17 protein-coding genes are annotated in these 16,815 nt (G+C 72.3%); 11 read left to right on the forward strand and 6 right to left on the reverse strand.

The window, feature by feature from the left end; all coding sequences use genetic code 11:
* Nucleotides 1-6 precede the first annotated feature (6 nt).
* Nucleotides 7-1,032, reverse strand: a complete 1,026-nt coding sequence (locus tag RGE_RS14630) for an AraC family transcriptional regulator (protein ID WP_014429208.1) — start codon at nt 1,030-1,032, stop codon at nt 7-9.
* 8 nt (nt 1,033-1,040) lie between these two features.
* Nucleotides 1,041-1,949 carry a GGDEF domain-containing protein gene (locus RGE_RS14635; protein ID WP_014429209.1) on the reverse strand — a complete coding sequence of 303 codons (909 nt, stop codon included), beginning with the start codon at nt 1,947-1,949 and terminating at the stop codon, nt 1,041-1,043.
* A 141-nt stretch (nt 1,950-2,090) separates the two neighbouring features.
* Between RGE_RS14635 and RGE_RS14640 the strand changes: the two genes are divergently transcribed.
* From RGE_RS14640 to RGE_RS23305, 9 genes are all read left to right on the forward strand, one after another.
* Nucleotides 2,091-2,738 carry a M23 family metallopeptidase gene (locus tag RGE_RS14640; RefSeq protein WP_014429210.1) on the forward strand — a complete coding sequence of 216 codons (648 nt, stop codon included), beginning with the start codon at nt 2,091-2,093 and terminating at the stop codon, nt 2,736-2,738.
* Between the two features lie 233 nt (nt 2,739-2,971).
* Complete coding sequence (locus tag RGE_RS14645) at nt 2,972-5,446, forward strand: TonB-dependent receptor (protein WP_014429211.1); 2,475 nt, start codon at nt 2,972-2,974, stop codon at nt 5,444-5,446.
* Nucleotides 5,443-7,320, forward strand: a complete 1,878-nt coding sequence (locus tag RGE_RS14650) for a phytase (protein ID WP_014429212.1) — start codon at nt 5,443-5,445, stop codon at nt 7,318-7,320. The genes RGE_RS14645 and RGE_RS14650 overlap by 4 nt, the downstream gene beginning before the upstream one ends.
* Before the next feature lie 35 nt (nt 7,321-7,355).
* Complete coding sequence (locus RGE_RS14655) at nt 7,356-8,033, forward strand: response regulator (protein ID WP_014429213.1); 678 nt, start codon at nt 7,356-7,358, stop codon at nt 8,031-8,033.
* Entirely contained in the window at nt 8,030-9,418 is a 1,389-nt protein-coding gene (locus RGE_RS14660; RefSeq protein WP_014429214.1) for an ATP-binding protein, read from the forward strand. The genes RGE_RS14655 and RGE_RS14660 overlap by 4 nt, the downstream gene beginning before the upstream one ends.
* 391 nt (nt 9,419-9,809) lie before the next feature.
* The gene (locus tag RGE_RS24125) at nt 9,810-10,262 is read left to right on the forward strand and encodes a hypothetical protein (protein WP_148280199.1); all 453 of its coding nucleotides are present in this window, start codon (nt 9,810-9,812) and stop codon (nt 10,260-10,262) included.
* A gap of 265 nt (nt 10,263-10,527) precedes the next feature.
* Complete coding sequence (locus RGE_RS24630) at nt 10,528-11,298, forward strand: hypothetical protein (RefSeq protein WP_014429215.1); 771 nt, start codon at nt 10,528-10,530, stop codon at nt 11,296-11,298.
* Nucleotides 11,299-11,399: 101 nt separating this feature from the next.
* Entirely contained in the window at nt 11,400-11,795 is a 396-nt protein-coding gene (locus RGE_RS14670) for a GFA family protein (protein ID WP_014429216.1), read from the forward strand.
* 35 nt (nt 11,796-11,830) lie between these two features.
* Entirely contained in the window at nt 11,831-12,403 is a 573-nt protein-coding gene (locus RGE_RS23305; RefSeq protein ID WP_014429217.1) for a GNAT family N-acetyltransferase, read from the forward strand.
* Between the two features lie 170 nt (nt 12,404-12,573).
* On the opposite strand, the gene RGE_RS14680 is transcribed toward RGE_RS23305, so the two are convergent.
* Entirely contained in the window at nt 12,574-12,858 is a 285-nt protein-coding gene (locus tag RGE_RS14680; RefSeq protein ID WP_014429218.1) for a type II toxin-antitoxin system HicA family toxin, read from the reverse strand.
* 273 nt (nt 12,859-13,131) lie between these two features.
* Here RGE_RS14680 and RGE_RS14685 point away from each other — a divergent pair, with 273 nt between their 5' ends.
* Together RGE_RS14685 and RGE_RS14690 are read left to right on the forward strand one after the other, a co-directional pair.
* The gene (locus tag RGE_RS14685; RefSeq protein ID WP_014429219.1) at nt 13,132-13,701 is read left to right on the forward strand and encodes a hypothetical protein; all 570 of its coding nucleotides are present in this window, start codon (nt 13,132-13,134) and stop codon (nt 13,699-13,701) included.
* A gap of 137 nt (nt 13,702-13,838) precedes the next feature.
* On the forward strand, nt 13,839-14,696 hold the full coding sequence (locus tag RGE_RS14690; protein WP_014429220.1) for a hypothetical protein: 858 nt from the start codon (nt 13,839-13,841) through the stop codon (nt 14,694-14,696).
* A 39-nt stretch (nt 14,697-14,735) separates the two neighbouring features.
* Here RGE_RS14690 and RGE_RS14695 read toward each other — a convergent pair whose 3' ends face one another.
* From RGE_RS14695 to RGE_RS14705, 3 genes are read right to left on the reverse strand one after another with little or no spacing between them, the layout of a single operon-like run.
* Nucleotides 14,736-15,383, reverse strand: a complete 648-nt coding sequence (locus tag RGE_RS14695) for a tetratricopeptide repeat protein (RefSeq protein ID WP_014429221.1) — start codon at nt 15,381-15,383, stop codon at nt 14,736-14,738.
* Nucleotides 15,380-16,147: an SDR family oxidoreductase gene (locus tag RGE_RS14700; protein ID WP_014429222.1), complete on the reverse strand. Its 768-nt coding sequence runs from the start codon at nt 16,145-16,147 to the stop codon at nt 15,380-15,382. The genes RGE_RS14695 and RGE_RS14700 overlap by 4 nt, the downstream gene beginning before the upstream one ends.
* Nucleotides 16,144-16,815, reverse strand: a complete 672-nt coding sequence (locus RGE_RS14705; protein ID WP_014429223.1) for a TenA family transcriptional regulator — start codon at nt 16,813-16,815, stop codon at nt 16,144-16,146. The genes RGE_RS14700 and RGE_RS14705 overlap by 4 nt, the downstream gene beginning before the upstream one ends.

A 16,815-nucleotide genomic window follows, 5' to 3' on the forward strand; every position in this document is an offset into this window, starting at 1 on the left:
GCCGCGTCAGGCCGGGAAGTCGAACAAGCCCCGGCGCAGCAGCGCCGGCGTCGAGCCGGTCCAGCGCTTGAACGAGCGCCGGAAGTTGGCCGCGTCGTGGAAACCCAGGTGGCGCGCCGCGGCCTCGTTGTCCAGGCCGCCGAAGCGGAACAGCCGCAGGCACTCGTGGCGCCGCACCTGGTCCAGCTCGGCCTGGTAGTGCGTGCCCTCCAGCGCCAGCCGGCGCTTGAAGGTGGCGGGGCTGAAGCCGAAGGCGGCGGCAGCCTCCTCCAGCGCCGGCGGGTCGCCGACGCGGTCGAGCAGCAGGTCGTACAGCGCGGCCAGCAGCGCGCGCGGCATGGCCTCGGCGCCGGCCGCCTGCTCGGCAGCGCGGCTGGCGGCCACCGCACCGGGGTGCGCGGCGGCGGGCCAGGGCTCGTCCAGCCAGTGCGCGTCGATCAGCATCGCGTCGAGCTGGCAGCCGAAACGCAGCGCCGTGCCCAGGTGCACCTCGTGCTGCTCGGCGTGGCGCGCGGCGGCGCGGTCGAAGCAGAAGGTCCAGGGCAGCGCGCGGCCGGCCAGCCAGCGGCAGCACGAGGCGACCGCGCTCATCTGCATCTCCACCAGCGCCGGGCGCAGCGCGCCCAGGCGGCAGGCGTCGGTCCAGTACAGCACCGCCAGGCCGCCTTCGACGTGCAGCCGCGGCACCAGCAGCGGCGACAGCCTGGGCTGGAAGCGCACCAGGCGCTCCAGCGCGTCGCGCAGGCTGGCGGCTTCGCGCAGCGCGTGGCTGGCGGCACCGTAGTGGCCGGGCAGCAGGTGGCGGCCCAGAACGAACGGCGCTTCGGCCGAGCCGAAGGCGCGCAGCGTGGCGGCCAGCAGCTCGCGCCACTGCGCCAGCGTCAGCGCCGCTGGCATGTCGGCCAGGCCGGCGGTGGCGCGGATGTCCCCGACGTCCAGCTCCTGCGCACGCGCCAGCTCCAGCACCAGCGCCGGCTGGTGCGTGAACGGCACCGTGGCCGCGGAGTCGCCGGCGCTCGCGGCGGCGCGCATGGTGGCTCTCAGGACGCGGCCCGCGCCGTGCGGGCGCCGGCCAGGTCCAGCGCCTCTAGCTCGCGGTTCAGGCGCGTCAGCAGCGCCTGGGCGTCGTCGTCGCCCAGCGCGACGGCGCTGCGCATCGCCAGCGCCAGCGGGTGCTCGGCGTCGCGCGGGCTGAATCGCATCGCCTCGACCATGCCGACCAGGTGCTGGGCGCGCCGACGCGCCGTGCCCAGGTCGGCCTGCGGCATCAGCAGCACGAAGCGCGCGCCGGCGTAGCGGCACAGCAGCTCGCGCGGCGGCAGGTTCAGCAGCAGCTGGTAGGCCACGGCCTGCAGCACGCGGTCGGCCTCGGCGCGGCCGTGCGTGCGTTCGATCTCGGCCCAGTTGGCCAGCTCCAGCACCCCCACGGCGCAGGGCCGGCCGGGGTGCGCGGCGCGCTCCAGCTCGATCTGGCGGCGCAGGTAGTCGGCGTCGGCGAGCTGGGTCACGCGGTCGTAGGCGCGGTGGTCGCGGAAGACACGCTCGCGGCGCTGCAACTGCTCGCTGAGCGCGGCCTGCTCCTGGCGCCACAGCAGCAGGCCCCAGGTCAGCGCCAGCATGCCCAGCGGCGAGAACACCGACTCGATCCAGCGCAGCGGCAGCGTCGCCGCCGACACGACGAAGAGCTCGTCCAGGCAGTCGGCGGTGGCGCCGAACATGATCGCCGCCAGCCCGCCGGCCAGCCACAGCGTCACGCGTCCGCCGGGGCGGCTGCCCAGCACCAGCCAGGCCCAGACGCCGGCCATCAGCGCGGTGCCGCCTTCGGCGGCGATGTCCAGCCACTGCCAGCTGGTCACCGGCTTGGCAGGCGCGAACGCGGCGAACAGCGCCAGCAGCAGCGTGGCCGCCAGCGGCAACAGCGGCTGGAAAGAACGGGGCGAGGTCGACATCGGAGGCAAGGTAGCGGCGGTGCGTGACAGCGCTGCGACAAGCTCGGCGCCGTTCGATCCCGCCGTCGACGGAGCCCGCTTGGCCGCCGGCGGAGCGGCGGGCCCCAGAATCGTCCACCGCCTCGGACCCGGAGCTCGTCGATGATCCGCCCCATCCTGCTGTCGATGCTGATCTGCAGCCCGGCGCTGGCGCCGGCCCAGACCCTGCGCCTGCCCTTCGACGGCAGCGGCTTCGTCTGCCAGGGCGGCGACACGCTGAACGTCAACCACCACATGGCGGTGCGTGCGCAGTGGTTCGGCGTCGACTTCTGCCGGCTCGGCGGCCCGCAGGGCAACCTGATCGCGCCGGCCGGCGCGGCGCGCAACGAAGACTTCTTCTGCTGGGGCACGCCGGTGCTCGCACCGGCCGACGGCCGCGTGCACGTCGTCGTCGCCGACCAGCCCGACCAGCCGCTGGGCCGCAAGGATGCCGGCCACCCGGGCGGCAACCTCGTCGGCCTGGACCTGGGCGGCGGCCGCTGGGTCTTCGTCGCCCACCTGCAGGCCGGCAGCGTCGCCGTGCGTGAAGGCGAGCGCGTGCGCGCCGGGCAAGTACTGGGGCGCTGCGGCAACTCCGGCAACACCGACTTCCCGCACATCCACCTGCACGTGCAGGACGCACCCGAGTTCGGCGCCGGCACCGGCCAGAACCCGATGTTCGAGGCCGTCGACCTCGTGCTCAACGGCAAACGTTTCGACAACGTCTCCTGGCCGCTGATCACCGGGCTGTTCGTCGCGCCGCATCGCTGAAACGGGCCGGGGGTCCGATCGGCTCACCGGGCGCCCCGCGCGCCGGCGGGGCACGGCCGGGCGCGAGGCACAGCGGCGGGGCACACCGGCTCAGCAGGCGCCGGCGCGACGCGCCACGGCCGTCACGGCAGCTCCGCCGTCACCGGACCGACACGTGCGCTGCCTACCGTGCGCCGCCGAACGCCACCCCGCCACCGGCGCCGACAGAGCGCCGCGGCCCACAGGAGTCTTCCGTGCCCCAGTTCCCGAAGCGGCCGCGCACGCCGCACACGCTGATCGCGCTCGCCGCGGCCGCCGCCTTCCCGGCCTTCGCCCAGACGACGCCGGTCGAGACCATCGTCATCACCGGCCAGTCGCTGGCCACCGACCGCGCGCTGAAGGACCAGGCCGCGGCCGACAACGTCGTCAGCGTCGTGCGCGACGACGGTATCGGCCGCCTGCCCGACAAGAACACCGCCGAGGCCCTGCAGCGCCTGCCCGGCGTGTCGATCGAGCGCGACCAGGGCGAAGGCCGCTACGTGCGCATCCGCGGCCTGGGGCCGGACCTCAACAGCGTCACCTTCGACGGCAGCCTGCTGCCTTCGCCCGAACGCGACCGCCGCGCGGTGATGCTCGACGTGCTGCCCTCGGCGCTGGTGCGCTCGCTCACCGTCAGCAAGACGCTGCTGCCCGAGCAGGACGCCAACTCGATCGGCGGCACGGTCGACGTGCAGACCGTCTCGGCCTTCGACCGGCCGGGGCGTTTCGTCGCCGCCGAGCTGGGTGCGTCCTACGAGACCAACACCGAACGCTCCAGCCCCAACGGCTCGCTGCTGTGGAGCGATCGTTTCCTCGACGGCAAGTTCGGCCTGGCCGCCGGCTTCAGCCACGAGGTGCGCAAGTTCGGCTCGGACAACGTCGAGACCGGCGGCGCCTGGGACGGCGACGCGCTGGAGGAGTTCCAGCGCCGCGACTACCGCATTACGCGCGAGCGCAGCGGCCTGGCGCTGAACGCCGAGTACCGCCCCGAGGCGGGCACCGAGTACCACGCGCGCTACCTGCACAGCCGCTTCAGCGACGACGAGCAGCGCCAGGCGCACGTCATCGAGTTCGACGACGCGCAGACGCCCGGCACGCTGGGCGAAGCCGAGTCCACGCGCGAGCTGAAGGACCGCAAGGAGACGCAGACCATCCGCTCACTGGTGCTCGGCACGACGCAGGCGCTGGGCGACTGGAAGCTCAAGGCCGAGGCCGGCAGCAGCCGCTCGCAGGAAGACACGCCGCTGCACATCGCCAAGGCCAAGTTCGAAGCCGACGAGGCCTTCGACGGCGTCGGCTACAGCAGCCGCTCCCGGCCGCGGCTGGTGGCGCCGGCGGCCATCGACGACGCCTCGCTCTACGCCCTGGACAAGATCGAGTTCGAGAAGTCGCTGGTGCAGGACCGCGAGCACAACCTGCGCCTGGACCTGTCGCGCCCGTTCGAGCTGGCCGGCGTCGACGGCGAGCTGAAGTTCGGCGCCAAGACCAGCCGGCGCAAGAAGACCAGCGCGCAGACCACCTGGGTGGTCGACGACTTCGGCAGCGCCGACACCGGCCTGGCGGCCTACGCCTCGGGCAGCGTCGACTACCCCTGGGGCACGTTCGGGCCGCGTATCGCCGCCGGCCCGCTGAACGCGCTGGGGCGTTCGGTGAACCTGGGCGACTTCGTCGACGACGAGGAGTCGACCGTCAACGACTACCGCATCGACGAACGTGTCGACGCCGCCTACCTGCAGAGCACTATCGACCTCGGCGCCACGCACCTGATCGCCGGCCTGCGCCACGAACGCACGCGTTTGGACGCCGCCGGCACCGGCGTCACCGACGGCGTGTTCGAGCCCATCCGCGCGCGCCGCGACGACCACCACTGGCTGCCCGGCCTGCACCTGCGCCACGATCTGGACGCGCGCACCACGCTGCGCGCCGCCTGGAGCAACTCGGTCGTGCGCCCGGCCTTCGGCCAGATCGCGCCGGGCTACGTCATCGACGGCGACGAAGCCAGCTTCGGCAACCCGCAGCTCAAGCCGCTGCGCTCGGCCAACCTCGACCTGGGCATCGAGCGCAGCCTGGGTTATGCCGGCGTCGCGTCGGCCTACGTCTTCCACAAGCGCATCCGCGACTTCTCGTACCAGACCGACGTCGCCGGCACCGGCGCCTGGGCCGACTTCGACGAGGCCGTGACCTGGGCCAACGGCGACACGGCGCGCGTGAGCGGCATCGAGCTCGCCTACTCGAAGGCGCTGCGCGAGCTGCCGGCGCCGTGGAACGGGCTGGTCGTCGGCGCCAACGCCACGTTCTCGACGTCCAGCGCCAAGATCGCCGGCGCCGACGGCGGCACGACCGTGGCACGCGACATCCCGCTGCCCAGCCAGTCCAAGCGTGTCTTCAACTTCGTCGTCGGCTACGAGGCCGCCGACTGGAGCCTGCGCCTGGCGGCCAACTACAAGTCGCGCTACTTGCTGGAGGTGGGCAACGCCGCCGACGCCGGCCAGGACCTCTACGTGAAGGCCCAGACGCAGTGGGATCTGTCGGCCCGATACTCGCTGACCAAGCAGCTCTCGCTGGGCCTGGAGGCGCTGAACCTCAGCGACCAGCCCTACGAGGTGACGACCGGCCGCACCGACCGCAACGCGCAGTACGAGACCTACGGCCGCACCGTTCGAGTCAACCTGAAGTGGGCGATGCAATGACGCGAGCGAGGACGCTGAAGACGCTGGCCGGCGCGCTGGCACTGGCCGCCACCGCGGCCGTCCAGGCCGCACCCGCGGCACCGCCGGCGGCCGTGGCCGGCGCGCGCGAGATCGCCGCCCTGCCCGACGGCGCCTGGCTGGCGCTGGACAAGAAGGCGCTGCGCCTGCTGGACGCCGACGGCCGTGAACGAGCCCGCCTGGCGCTGCGCGGCAAGCAGCTCGACACGCGCGCCGCGACGCACGGCGCGCTGGCCGTCGTGCTGGACGCCGACACCCAGCGCACGCTGGCCGTCACCGTCGACACCCGGGCGATGACGCTGGCCGCGCAGCCGGCGGTCGAGTCGCCGGCCTTCCCGGTGGAGGCGAGCTGCCTGTTCCGCGACGGCCAGGGGCTGGACCACCTGTTCGTCGTCGGCGACGACGGCCAGGCCGAGCAGTGGCTGCTGGGCGCCCAGGGCGCGCGCCTGGTGCGCCGGCTGGCGCTGCCGCCGCAGACCCAGGCCTGCCGCGTCGACGACGCCGCAGGCTGGCTGTACGCGCAGGAAGAGGACGCCGGCGTCTGGGCCTACCGCGCCGAGGCCGAAGGCGCGCCGCGCCGGCGTGCCGTGGCGCTGGCCGGGCCGCTGGGGCCGCTGCGCGGCGGCGTGCAGGCCATGGCCGTCGTGCCCGGCGGCCTGGCCACCGTCGACGGCCGCGGCCGGCTGCAGCTCTGGCGCGAGGCCGACGGGCGCTGGCGCGCCGACGGCAAGGCCCGGCCGACGGGCGGAAAAGCCGTCGAGGCGCTGGCCGCCAAGGCCGACACCAGCGGCCTGCTGCTGGCCTGGCACGACGAGGCCGCCGGCCGCTGGGCCACACGCGCCCTGCCCTGGGCCGCGCCGGCACCGCGCGCCGTGCTGCCGGTGGTGCGCGCCATCGCCCAGACCGACCCGGTGCCGCGTTTCGGCGACGCGGCCGACGACCCGGCGATCTGGGTGCACCCGGCCGACCCGGCACGGTCGCTGGTGCTGGGCACGAACAAGAAGCAGGGCCTGTTCGTCTACGGCCTGGACGGCCGCCAGCGCCAGGTGCTCGAAGCCGGCCGGCTGAACAACGTCGACGTGCGCCAGGGCCTGCGTTTCGGCACGCTGAGGCTGGACCTGGCGCTGGCCACGCAGCGCGACGAGAAGGCGCTGGCGGTGTTCACCATCGCCGCCGACGGCACGCTGGCGGATGCCGGCCGCATCGCCACCGGGCTGGACGAGGTCTACGGCACCTGTCTGTACGCGGCGCCGGCCGGCGGGCTGGAGGCGCTGGTCAACGACAAGGACGGGCGCGTCGAGCGCATCCGCGTCGAAGCGGCGCCGGGCGCCGACGGCCGCCCGGTCTTCGCCGGCCGCGTCGTGCAGCGCTTTCGGCTGGCGACCCAACCCGAGGGCTGCGTCGCCGACGACGACAGCGGCCGGCTCTTCATCGGCGAGGAGGACCGCGGCGTCTGGGTGCTGGACCTGGGCGCGGCCGAGCCCCGACCGCAACTGGTGTTGAAGGTCGGCGGCCTGCTGCGCGCCGACGTCGAAGGCCTGGCGCTCTACCACGACCGCGAGGCCGGGCGCAGCTGGCTGGTCGTCAGCAGCCAGGGCAACGACAGCTACGTCGTCGCCGAGGCCGCGCCGCCGTGGCGCGTGAAGGGCGCATTCCGCATCGGCCTGAACGCCGCGGCCGGCATCGACGGCGCCTCCGAGACCGACGGCCTGGAGACGACCAGCACGCCGCTGGGCCCGGCGCTGCCGCGCGGCGCGCTGGTCGTGCAGGACGGCCACAAGCGCCTGCCCGACGGCGCGCAGAACTTCAAGATCGTCGACTGGCGAGAGGTGGAACGCGTGCTCGGGCTGCGCTGAACGCGGGCGTGGTGCGGCCGATAATGGCCGCCGCCATGCGACTGCTCATCGTCGAAGACGACCCCGACCTCGGCGACGCGCTGCGCGCCGGCCTGCGCCAGGCCGGCCACGCCGTCGACCTGTTCCCCGAAGGCAAGCTCGCCGACGCCGCGCTGCGCGACGCGCCCTACGACGCCATCGTGCTCGACCTGGGCCTACCCGGCACCGACGGCGTGACCTGGCTGCAGCGCTGGCGCGAACGTGGCGTCGCCAGCCCGGTGCTGATCCTCACCGCACGCGACGGCATCGAGCAGCGCATCGAAGGCCTGGACAGCGGCGCCGACGACTACCTCGTCAAGCCGATCGCCATCGCCGAGCTGGCCGCGCGGCTGCGTGCGATGGCGCGGCGCAGCGCCGGGCGCTCGCAGTCGGTGTGGACCCACGGCGCGCTGCGCTACGACCCGGCCAGCAAGCAGGTGCACTGGCGCGGCCAGCCGGTGGAGCTGCGCGGCCGCGAGCTGGCGCTGCTGGAAGTGCTGCTGATGAACCCGCAGCGCGTGCTGAGCAAGGTGCAGCTGCAGGAGAAGCTCTACGACTGGGGCGGCGCCGAGCCCGAGAGCAACGCGCTGGAGGTGCACATCCACCACCTGCGCCGCAAGATCGACCCCGGCATCGTGCGCACCGTGCGCGGCGTCGGCTACGCGCTGGGTTCGGCCGAGGAGAGCGAGGCTTGAGCTCCGGCGGCCGCCGGCCGCAAAGCCTGCAGCGCCGCCTGCTGCTGGCGCTGCTGGTGGCCGCGCCGCTGCTGTGGGCCATCACCGTCGGCGTGGCCACCGACAGCGCGCAGACCGAGGTCGACGAGATGTTCGACGGCGAGCTGATCCGCATGGCCGGCAGCGTGCACGGCGCGCTGTCGGGCATCGCCGCCAAGGGCGAGCTGACCGAGATCGAGCTGAAGCCGCCGGCCCTGGGCGGCACCGGCGCCGCCAAGATGGAGGACATGGCGCTGGCCGCCTGGGACGCCGACGGCAAGCCCTTGCTGTACGACCCGGAGGGCGCGCGCCTGCCCTGGCGGCGCGACGCCAGCGGCTTCGTCGACATGACGCTCGACGGCATCTCCTGGCGCGTGTACTACCAGCAGGCCGCCGACGGCCGCTGGTGCGTGGCCGCCGCCCAGCGCCACGAGGAGCGCGACGAGCTGATCTGGGGCCTGCTGTCGGGCCAGCTCGTGCCCTGGCTGCTGATGCTGCCGGCGCTGATGCTGGCGCTGGCCTGGGCCTCGCGGCGCGCGCTGGAGCCGGTGCGCCGCATCGCCGGCGAGCTGGAGGGCCGCGACGCCGAGAGCCTGCGCCCGCTGCCGCTGGGCGAAACGCCGGCCGAGCTGCTGCCCATCGTCGGCGCGATGAACGCGCTGTTCGAACGCATCGAGGCCACGCGCCAGCGCGAGCGGCGTTTCACCGCCGACGCCGCGCACGAGCTGCGCACGCCGCTGGCGCTGCTGCGCGCGCAGTGGGACGTGGCGCGCAACACCGCCGACCCGGCCGAACGTGCGCACGCCGAAGGCCGGCTGGAAGCCGGCATCGCGCGCATGGACCGGCTGGTGTCGCAGATGCTGGCGCTGTCGCGCGTCGAGGCCGCCGAAGGCCTGCCCCGCCACCGCCTGGTCGACTGGACGCCGATCGTCGGCCAGGTGATGAGCGACACCTTGCCGCTGGCCGAGCGCCGCCGCATCGAACTGGGCTGCGACTGGCCCGAGCCGCCGGCCCGGCCGCTGCCGCTGGACGGCGACCCGGCGCTGCTGGAGATCCTGCTGCGCAACCTGGTCGACAACGCCACGCGCTACGCGCCCGAGGGCGGCAGCGTGACGGTCGTCTTCGAGCCCGACGCACTGCGTGTCGAGAACGACGGCCCGCCGCTGGCGCCCGAACTGCTGCAGCGCCTGGGCGAACGTTTCCGCCGCCCCGAAGGCCAAGCCGAGACGGGGAGCGGGCTGGGTGTGTCCATCGTGCAGCGCATCGCGGTGCTGCATGGGTTGCAGCTGAGCTACGGGGCGCGGGCGGATGGCACGGGCGTGGTGGCGCGGGTGGGGCGCGGCGGGCGGGTGGGCGCGGAGGGCTGAGTCCGGACGGCCTCCCGCGGCGGCAGGCGATACGGGCTCGTGCCCGTTTTCACTGCATGGAACGGAGATATGGCAAGGACAGAAGCTCTGACGCGAGACGAGGTATGCGCCATCCTTGAGTCGTGGAAAACCGGAGACATCTCAGACCATGAAATGCACCTCTGGGTCACGGCCAACTATTTCCCGGCACATCAACAGGTCGCCCCCGGCGAGCCGCCTCAGGTAGCGCGCGCAATCGGCGTGGTGCTCACTGAGTTCGAGTGCACCGAGCCGCCGTACAAATTCTCGCGCGCTGTCGCGACGTTGGCCTAGGCGTTCATCAACGCCCAGGAGCATGAATTATCGGCACGAGAGCGCGATTTCCATTTAGCCATTCGCACGGCAGAAGATTATGTACCACGAAAGCCATAACACAAGGCTCGAGCATGCGTTGGTCGAGGAAAAATGGCAGCACGCCAGCCTGATTTTCCAGATCGACCGCGATGCGTCATTTCAGTCGAGAACCTCTCTCGCGCTCGTATCGGACGGTAAAAGAATGATCGTGCGACGGTGCATCCGTCGGTACAACGACAGCCCCGACACCGACCAATTCGTGTATGCAGAGGGAGAAATCGAAAGACCCACAGCGAGTACCCTGATCGCCGAACTGGAACAGGTCGCGATCTGCCCTTTCGCACCGCGTGCTCTCGGGTTGGACGGAACCACCCAGGGCGTACGCACACCGGATCTGGAACTGTCCTGGTGGGGGTCGGAACCAGATTCTTGGAAGCCGCTCGCCGCGTGGTACGACAAGGCGTGGGGGCAGTTGCAACACGCGCTTCCTGGAGAAGACTGGTACTTCTGACGGCGTGTCGCAAGACGCCGCACAGGCCCCTTGTTTGCACATCGCCTTGAATGCCAACGCAGTCGGCCGAGCGCGCCGCCTTGTTCGAGGCGACCACCCGACTGCGGGGCAGTCGCCGCCAAGAACAGCCGGTCAGCGCAAAACCGCCTTGCAGCGAACTGGCCACCATCCCGTCTCGCCGTATTCGCCCGCATCCGGGGTCAGCTCCGCCGCACCCTGCAAATGGCCTAGCCGTGCCGCCCCAACCTCCAGACCGGCCCGCCCCATGCACGCACGCCTGTTCGCCCTCCTCGCGCTGCTCGCCGCCCTGCTCTCCGGCTGCGACCGAGACGCCGTCTTCGAACGCCTCATGCCCAAGGAAGAGGCTCGCAAGGCGCAGCTCTACGTGGCACAGATCGCGGCGCGCGACTACGCGGCCCTGACGGAGGCGATGGCCCCCGAACTGAAGACACCGGATCTCGATCAGCGCCTGCAGACGATGAGCCGGATGCTCCCGCCCGGCCCGCCGACCTCGGTGAAGACCGTCGGCGCCAACACGCTGAAGGCCGGTGCCGTCACGACCTACACCATCACGCTCGAGTACGAGTACCCGAACACCCACCTGCTCGCGGCGGTGACGCTCGAACGGCACGACGACCGGCTGGTGCTCAAGGGCATCACCTTCGTGCCGCGCACCCAGTCGCTGGAAGAGGAGAACCGCTTCAAGCTCGACGGCAAGGGGCCGCTGCACTATCTGGTGCTGGCTCTGGCGGTGGCGGTCCCGCTGTTCGTGCTGTACGCGCTGGTGCTCTGCGCGCGCACGAAGTTCCTCAGGCGCAAGTGGCTGTGGCTGCTGTTCGTGGCCGTCGGCTTCGTGCAGTTCCAGTTCAACTGGAGCACCGGCGACTGGGGCGTCATACCGCTGAGCGTCCTGCTGCTGGGTTCGGGTTTCGCGACGAGCGGGCCTTACGCGCCGTGGATCTTCACGATCGCGCTGCCCGTCGGCGCCATCGTGTTTCTGCTGCGCCGCCCGTCGTTGCAGCGCCCCGCCGCCTGACGTCACAGGTGACGGCGGCCGGGAGGCCAGGGCAGGATGGCCCGCGCCAAGCCGGGCGGCCCGGTCATCAGGCAGACTGCCGCAACCTCGAGACTGCCGCCATGCCCACCCGCCTCGCCTCCTGCTCCTGCGGCCGCCTCACCGCCACGGTGAGCGGCGAGCCGCTGCGCATCTCGATCTGCCACTGCCTGGCCTGCCAGCGCCGCACCGGCAGCGTGTTCGGGCAGCAGGCGCGTTTCCGGCGTGAGGACGTCGTGCTCGCCGGCGCTTCGACCGAGTTCGTGCGCGTCGGCGACGACGGTGGACCGGTGCGTTTCCACTTCTGCCCGGCCTGCGGCGCGACGGTCTGGTACGTCGTCGACGACATGCCGGAGTTCATCGCGATCCCCGTCGGCGCGTTTGCCGATCCCGGCTTCCCGGCTCCCACCGTTTCGGTCTACGAAGAGCGCAAGCACGGCTGGGTGCAGCCGCCGCCCGAGGCCGAGCACATTCCCTGAAGCGGCGCGCCGGCAACGCCCGCTACAGTGGGCCGATGTCGCCGCCGATCGAGATCCACCCGCTGGGCCCCGAGCGCCTGGCCGACTTTCTCGCCTTCTTCGAGGGCCCGGCTTTCGCCGACAACCCGCGCTGGCGCAGCTGCTACTGCCAGTTCCTCTACGTCGACCACCGGCGCGTTCACTGGCCCTCGCGCACCGGCGAGGAGAACCGCGCCGCCGCCTGCACACGCATCGGCGCCGGCACGATGCGCGGCCTGCTCGCCTACCGCGGCGGCCAGGTCGTCGGCTGGTGCAACGCCGCCCCGCGCACGCTGCTCGACGCCTTCGCCGACGAGCCCGACCCCGACGCCGAGCGCCTGGGCCAGATCACCTGCTTCGTCGTCGCCCCGGCGCATCGCCGCACGGGCGTCGCCACCGCGCTGCTGGACGCCGCCTGCGCAGCGCTGCGCCACCAGGGCATGGCGCTGGCCGAGGCCGCGCCCAAGCCGGACATCGCCGGCGACGCCGAGAACCACTACGGGCCGATGTCGATGTTCCTGGCCGCCGGCTTCAGCGTGCACCGCCAGGGCGAGCACGGCAGCGTGCTCGTGCGAAAATCGCTGGCCTGAGCAAGGCGAGCGGGCCGCCTCGATCGTCCGGAGGGCGAAGCGCAGGTTCGCGGGTCGGCATCGTCGCGGCGGCGCTTGAAGCCGCGCCGCCGAGGGCGACCAAGCCGGCGCAGGAGCAATCGGTGCCGGCCGAGGAAGAGAAGCTGCGGTCCTGAGGCCGGGGCGGCGCTTCAGCCCGCCGCGTCCCCGGCCTCGTAGGCCGCCGGCGTCACCCCGGCGCGGCCCAGGAAGGCGCGCACGTGCAGCACCGACTGCCGGTCGAGCTCGTCGCCGCCGTGCGGCCGGTGCAGCACGTCCTCCACCCGGCCCAGCGTGACGCGCGTGCGTGCGCCGGACAACGGCTCCAGCGTCGCCCCGACGTGCTTGAGCAGCGACTCGACGTCGCGCCAGTGCAGGTTGTGCGGCGGCGGATCGTGGAACAGCGAGCGGATCAGGTTCGTGTGATGGCGGCTCATGCACGGCTCCTGGGGCTGAGGCACGAGGGTAGCCGATGGCGGCCGTGCGGGCGCCGAAGCATCAGCCCTCGCCCGGCTGGGGCCGGGCGCCCCGCGCCTGACGCTGCCCCGCCTGGCTCGCCGGCCGCTCGCCACGCCGACGACCGTTGAATCGAGGCGGATGGAAGCGGCAATATTTCATCGCGCCAACGATCGAAAAGACAGGCCGCCTGATCTTGCAGCGAGCGCAAACCGTCGATAGCCTGTTGCGCGCTGGGAAGCCATATTCTGCGCATGAAGTGGCAGCCCCGTGGTTTTGGCATCCGTTTTGGCGATTGTTTTTGTTTGGGAGAGAAGAAATTGATTACTCGGTCTGCAAGACTGGTTTTCCGCCTGATGGCCGTTCCTGTCCTGATGATTGTTCCCGGGCTGGCAAGCAGCGAAGAGATCCCCGTCCTCCACCCCGCCCCCAATAAGCTCGCATGCAAGTCGGCAGCGATCCGGCTCGGCGAAGACGCGAACACGGTCGAACTCTGCGTCCTCCAGGGAAGTTTCTCTCATGACAAGTACCTCCTGAAGATTGGCGGCAGCGTCGTCATTCAAGGCATCGACGACCAGACGACGACCGGAATCCAGGCCAGTCACAAAGGCAAAACGGTCGCGCTGCGCTGCCCGCCCCAGAACGTATCGCCTCGCGCAACGGCCGCGGAAATTCAGCAAATCGTTCCCGGCTACACCGCCGAACAGGCGAAGGCCGCCGCCGATCTCATGGCCACGTCCAACCTGGGCATGGAAGTCGGACGCCTGTGCCAGGTTTCCGTCGAGGGCGATGCCGTGATGACGGTCCAGGTGTTGTTCGATTAGGCAGCCGAGCCCGGCCGGCCGCAGCCACGAGATCGCCGCGGCCGGCCGGCACATCGACGGCACCGCACCGGCCCAAGCCGGGACGGTGGCCGATCCGGGGCGACCTCTGCTCGCCCGACTTCCAACCCCCACCTGCCATGTTCCGCAAACTGCTCACCCGACTCGCCCTGCTGGGGCTCGCCACCAGCGCCCTCGCGCAGCCGGTCCCGCCGGAAGACGAGGCCGCGTTCACGCGCCAGGCGGCCGAGACGCTGCAGCGCTCGCTATCGTCCGGCACGGTCACCGTGCAAGGCCCGCTGACGCTGCGCGTGGGCGACTCGCGGATCAACCTCGACCGCATCCACGACTTCTGCCGGCGCGACCGCGCGAACTGTGCCGATCACCTGAACGCCTTTCTCCAGGACATGGCCGTGTCGCTGCGCGAGCGCGACGACAAGCCCAAGGCCGACGCACTGCGCATCGTGCTGCGTCCCGCGGCCTACGTGGCCGCCGCCCGGGCGACGCTCGCCCGCGGCAACGCGGCGAACTCGCTCGACGCCCGCCCGTTCTTCGGCGGCCTGCTGGCCGTGCCGGTGCTCGACGGCGAACGCTCGGTGAAGCTGCTCGGCAGCCAGCAGCGCGACGAACTCGGGCTGGCCGACGACGAGGCCTTCGCGCGGGGCCTGAAGAACCTGCGCGACCGGCTCCCGCCGCTGGCCGTCGAGGCACCGCCGCTGCCGCCCGGGCGGCTGGGCACGATGAGCCCGGACTATTACCAGCCCAGTCGGCTGCTGCTGCACGACGACTGGGCCGGCCTGGCCGCGGCCCAGGGCGGCGTGCTGGTCGTCGCGGTGCCGACCACCGACCGGCTGCTGTACTCGGCCGACGACTCGCCAGCGGCGCTGGCCGCGCTGCAGGTGCTGGTGGGCGAGACGATGGCGCGTGCGCCCAACCCCTTGTCGCCGCAGCTGCTGCGCTGGCGGCACGAAGGCTGGGAACTCATCCCCGCCCCGTGACATCGGCTCTCGGGCCCACCGGCCGACGCCGGCAGGCGCTCAGCGCTTGATCTTCGCCAGCAACTGCCGCGCCTCTTCGCGCCGCCCGGCATCGGCGATCTGGCGGCCCGGGCGCGGCGGGGCGTCGATGGCGCGCTGCAGATAGGTGACGGCGTCGGCCTTGTGGTCGGTCTCGACCAGGTACTCGCCGTAGAAGTAGTTGGCGTCGATGCCCTGCGGGTTCAGCGCCAGCGCCTTCTGCAGCAGCTCGCCGGCCTTGGCCCTGTCGCCGAAGCCCAGCGGCCAGCCCGGCACCTTGTAGTACAGCACGCCGAGGCTGTTGTAGGCCGAGCCCTCGAGCGTGTTGGCGTCGATCTGGATCGCGCGCTCGTACAGCGCCCGGGCCTGCTTGACCAGGCCCAGCGCGCCCAGCCCGCCCTTCTCGCCGGCCAGCGAGCTGACGATGATGCCTTCCCAGACCAGCGGCTCGGCGCGGCCGGGGAAGCTCTCGCTCGCCTTGTGCGCGTTGGCCGCCAGCGTCTCGAAACGCTTCTCGCGCTCGGCAGCCGGGGTCTGGTAGCGGATCACTTCCCAGTCGTGCTGCAGAGCGGCGACGGCGTCGTCCACCGGGGCGGCCTGGGCCGGCGGCAGAGCGGCCACCAGGGCGACGGCGGCGACGAGAGTGCCCAGGGTGCGGTGCATGTTCATCGGGTCTGTCCTTGCGTCGGGGCCGCGGGCAGGCTGCGGCGATGTTTGCTGAAGCCGGAATCCATCCACGCGCCGAGCAGGCCGTTCAGGCGGGCGAACACGCGCTCGCCGCCGCCCAGCGTGCGCTCGGGCGCCTCGCTCACGATCAGCTGCAGCAGCGCCTGGGCGACGATCTCGGGCGTGTCGCTGGCGGTGCCGGTGGACACGTTGTAGGCCTGCGCCGCGGCGTCGTTGAAGCCGGTACGCGTGCTGCGCGGGGCCAGCGTCTGCACGCGCACCGGGCCGTCGCCCAGCTCGCGGCGCAGCGCCTCGGCAAAACCGTGCAGCCCGGCCTTGCTGGCGCCGTAGACCGAGAAGCCCGGCAGGCCGATGCGCCCCAGCACCGAGCCGACGAAGACGATCTGCGCACGCGGCTGGCGCTGCAGCTGCGGCAGCAGCGCCTGCGTCAGCAGCATCGGAGCCAGCAGGTTGGTCTGCAGCACCTGCGCCACCTGCGCCGCCGGCACCTGGGCCAGCGCGCCGAAGGCCGGCAGGCCGGCGGCGTGCACGACGACGTTGGCGTTCCAGTCGGCTGCGGCCTGCACGACGGCCTGGCGGCCCTCGGGCGTCGCCAGGTCGGCACGCTGCCAGGCGGCGCCCGGGCCGTTGGCGCCGCGGCCGACACCCAGCACCGCGGCGCCGTGTTCGGCCAGCGCCTGCACCATCGCGCGGCCGATGCCGCCGGCCGCGCCGGTCAGCACGACACGGGTCTGCTCGATCTTCATGCGCTCTCCTTCTGCGGCAGCGGCAGCGGCAGGCTGCGGAAAACGTCGCCGTACAGGCGGTAGAACACGCGTGCGGCGTGCACGATGGCGGCTTGGTCGGCGGGGTCGTGGATCTGGTCCATCAGCAACTCGAAGTGCTGCACGTGCTCCTGGTCCAGCGTGCCGTGCGAGCGCAGGTAGCTGAAGGCCGAGTCGGGCAGCGCCAGCGCGTTCTGGATGGCGTCGGCGGCGTGCAGCGCCAGCGACACGCTGGTGCCTTCCAGCACCAGCACCATGCCGAAGAAGCCCAGCGCATTGCGCCGCGCGATCGTGTCGTAGGCATAGGCCACCATCACCTCGGTGGCGACGCCGGGTGCGCCGTGGCGCACGGCCTCGGCGTCGCCGCCGGCATGGGCGATGTCGTCGAGGATCCACTCGTCGTGGCCGGCTTCCTCCTCGATGTACTCGGCGAGCGCGGGCTCGAGCCAGGCCTGGTGCGGCGGCAACTGGTCGCGCAGCGCCTTCAGCAGCGGCACCGTGTGGCGCACGTGGTGGAAGGCTTCGCGCAGAAAGGCCAGGTAGCTGGGCCACGAGACCTCGCCGCGCAGCGCGCCCTGGATGATCGGCGTGGCGAGCAGGCCGTTGCGGGCCTCGGTGGTCTGTTCGAGCAGGGTGGCGTGGAATCCCAT

Origin of the sequence: Rubrivivax gelatinosus IL144, assembly GCF_000284255.1 — a bacterium.
Lineage (GTDB): Bacteria > Pseudomonadota > Gammaproteobacteria > Burkholderiales > Burkholderiaceae_C > Rubrivivax > Rubrivivax gelatinosus_A.

What these genes read in the sequence shown, in the direction of transcription:
- RGE_RS24630 (WP_014429215.1), top strand. Translation starts at nt 10,528, where the DNA reads ATGCACGCACGCCTGTTCGCCCTCCTCGCGCTGCTCGCCGCCCTGCTC.
- RGE_RS14680 (WP_014429218.1), bottom strand. Translation starts at nt 12,858, where the DNA reads ATGAGCCGCCATCACACGAACCTGATCCGCTCGCTGTTCCACGATCCG.
- RGE_RS14685 (WP_014429219.1), top strand. Translation starts at nt 13,132, where the DNA reads ATGAAGTGGCAGCCCCGTGGTTTTGGCATCCGTTTTGGCGATTGTTTT.
- RGE_RS14640 (WP_014429210.1), top strand. Translation starts at nt 2,091, where the DNA reads ATGATCCGCCCCATCCTGCTGTCGATGCTGATCTGCAGCCCGGCGCTG.
- RGE_RS14705 (WP_014429223.1), bottom strand. Translation starts at nt 16,815, where the DNA reads ATGGGATTCCACGCCACCCTGCTCGAACAGACCACCGAGGCCCGCAAC.
- RGE_RS14650 (WP_014429212.1), top strand. Translation starts at nt 5,443, where the DNA reads ATGACGCGAGCGAGGACGCTGAAGACGCTGGCCGGCGCGCTGGCACTG.
- RGE_RS14700 (WP_014429222.1), bottom strand. Translation starts at nt 16,147, where the DNA reads ATGAAGATCGAGCAGACCCGTGTCGTGCTGACCGGCGCGGCCGGCGGC.
- RGE_RS14655 (WP_014429213.1), top strand. Translation starts at nt 7,356, where the DNA reads ATGCGACTGCTCATCGTCGAAGACGACCCCGACCTCGGCGACGCGCTG.
- RGE_RS14690 (WP_014429220.1), top strand. Translation starts at nt 13,839, where the DNA reads ATGTTCCGCAAACTGCTCACCCGACTCGCCCTGCTGGGGCTCGCCACC.
- RGE_RS14695 (WP_014429221.1), bottom strand. Translation starts at nt 15,383, where the DNA reads ATGAACATGCACCGCACCCTGGGCACTCTCGTCGCCGCCGTCGCCCTG.
- RGE_RS14670 (WP_014429216.1), top strand. Translation starts at nt 11,400, where the DNA reads ATGCCCACCCGCCTCGCCTCCTGCTCCTGCGGCCGCCTCACCGCCACG.
- RGE_RS23305 (WP_014429217.1), top strand. Translation starts at nt 11,831, where the DNA reads ATGTCGCCGCCGATCGAGATCCACCCGCTGGGCCCCGAGCGCCTGGCC.
- RGE_RS24125 (WP_148280199.1), top strand. Translation starts at nt 9,810, where the DNA reads ATGTACCACGAAAGCCATAACACAAGGCTCGAGCATGCGTTGGTCGAG.
- RGE_RS14635 (WP_014429209.1), bottom strand. Translation starts at nt 1,949, where the DNA reads ATGTCGACCTCGCCCCGTTCTTTCCAGCCGCTGTTGCCGCTGGCGGCC.
- RGE_RS14630 (WP_014429208.1), bottom strand. Translation starts at nt 1,032, where the DNA reads ATGCGCGCCGCCGCGAGCGCCGGCGACTCCGCGGCCACGGTGCCGTTC.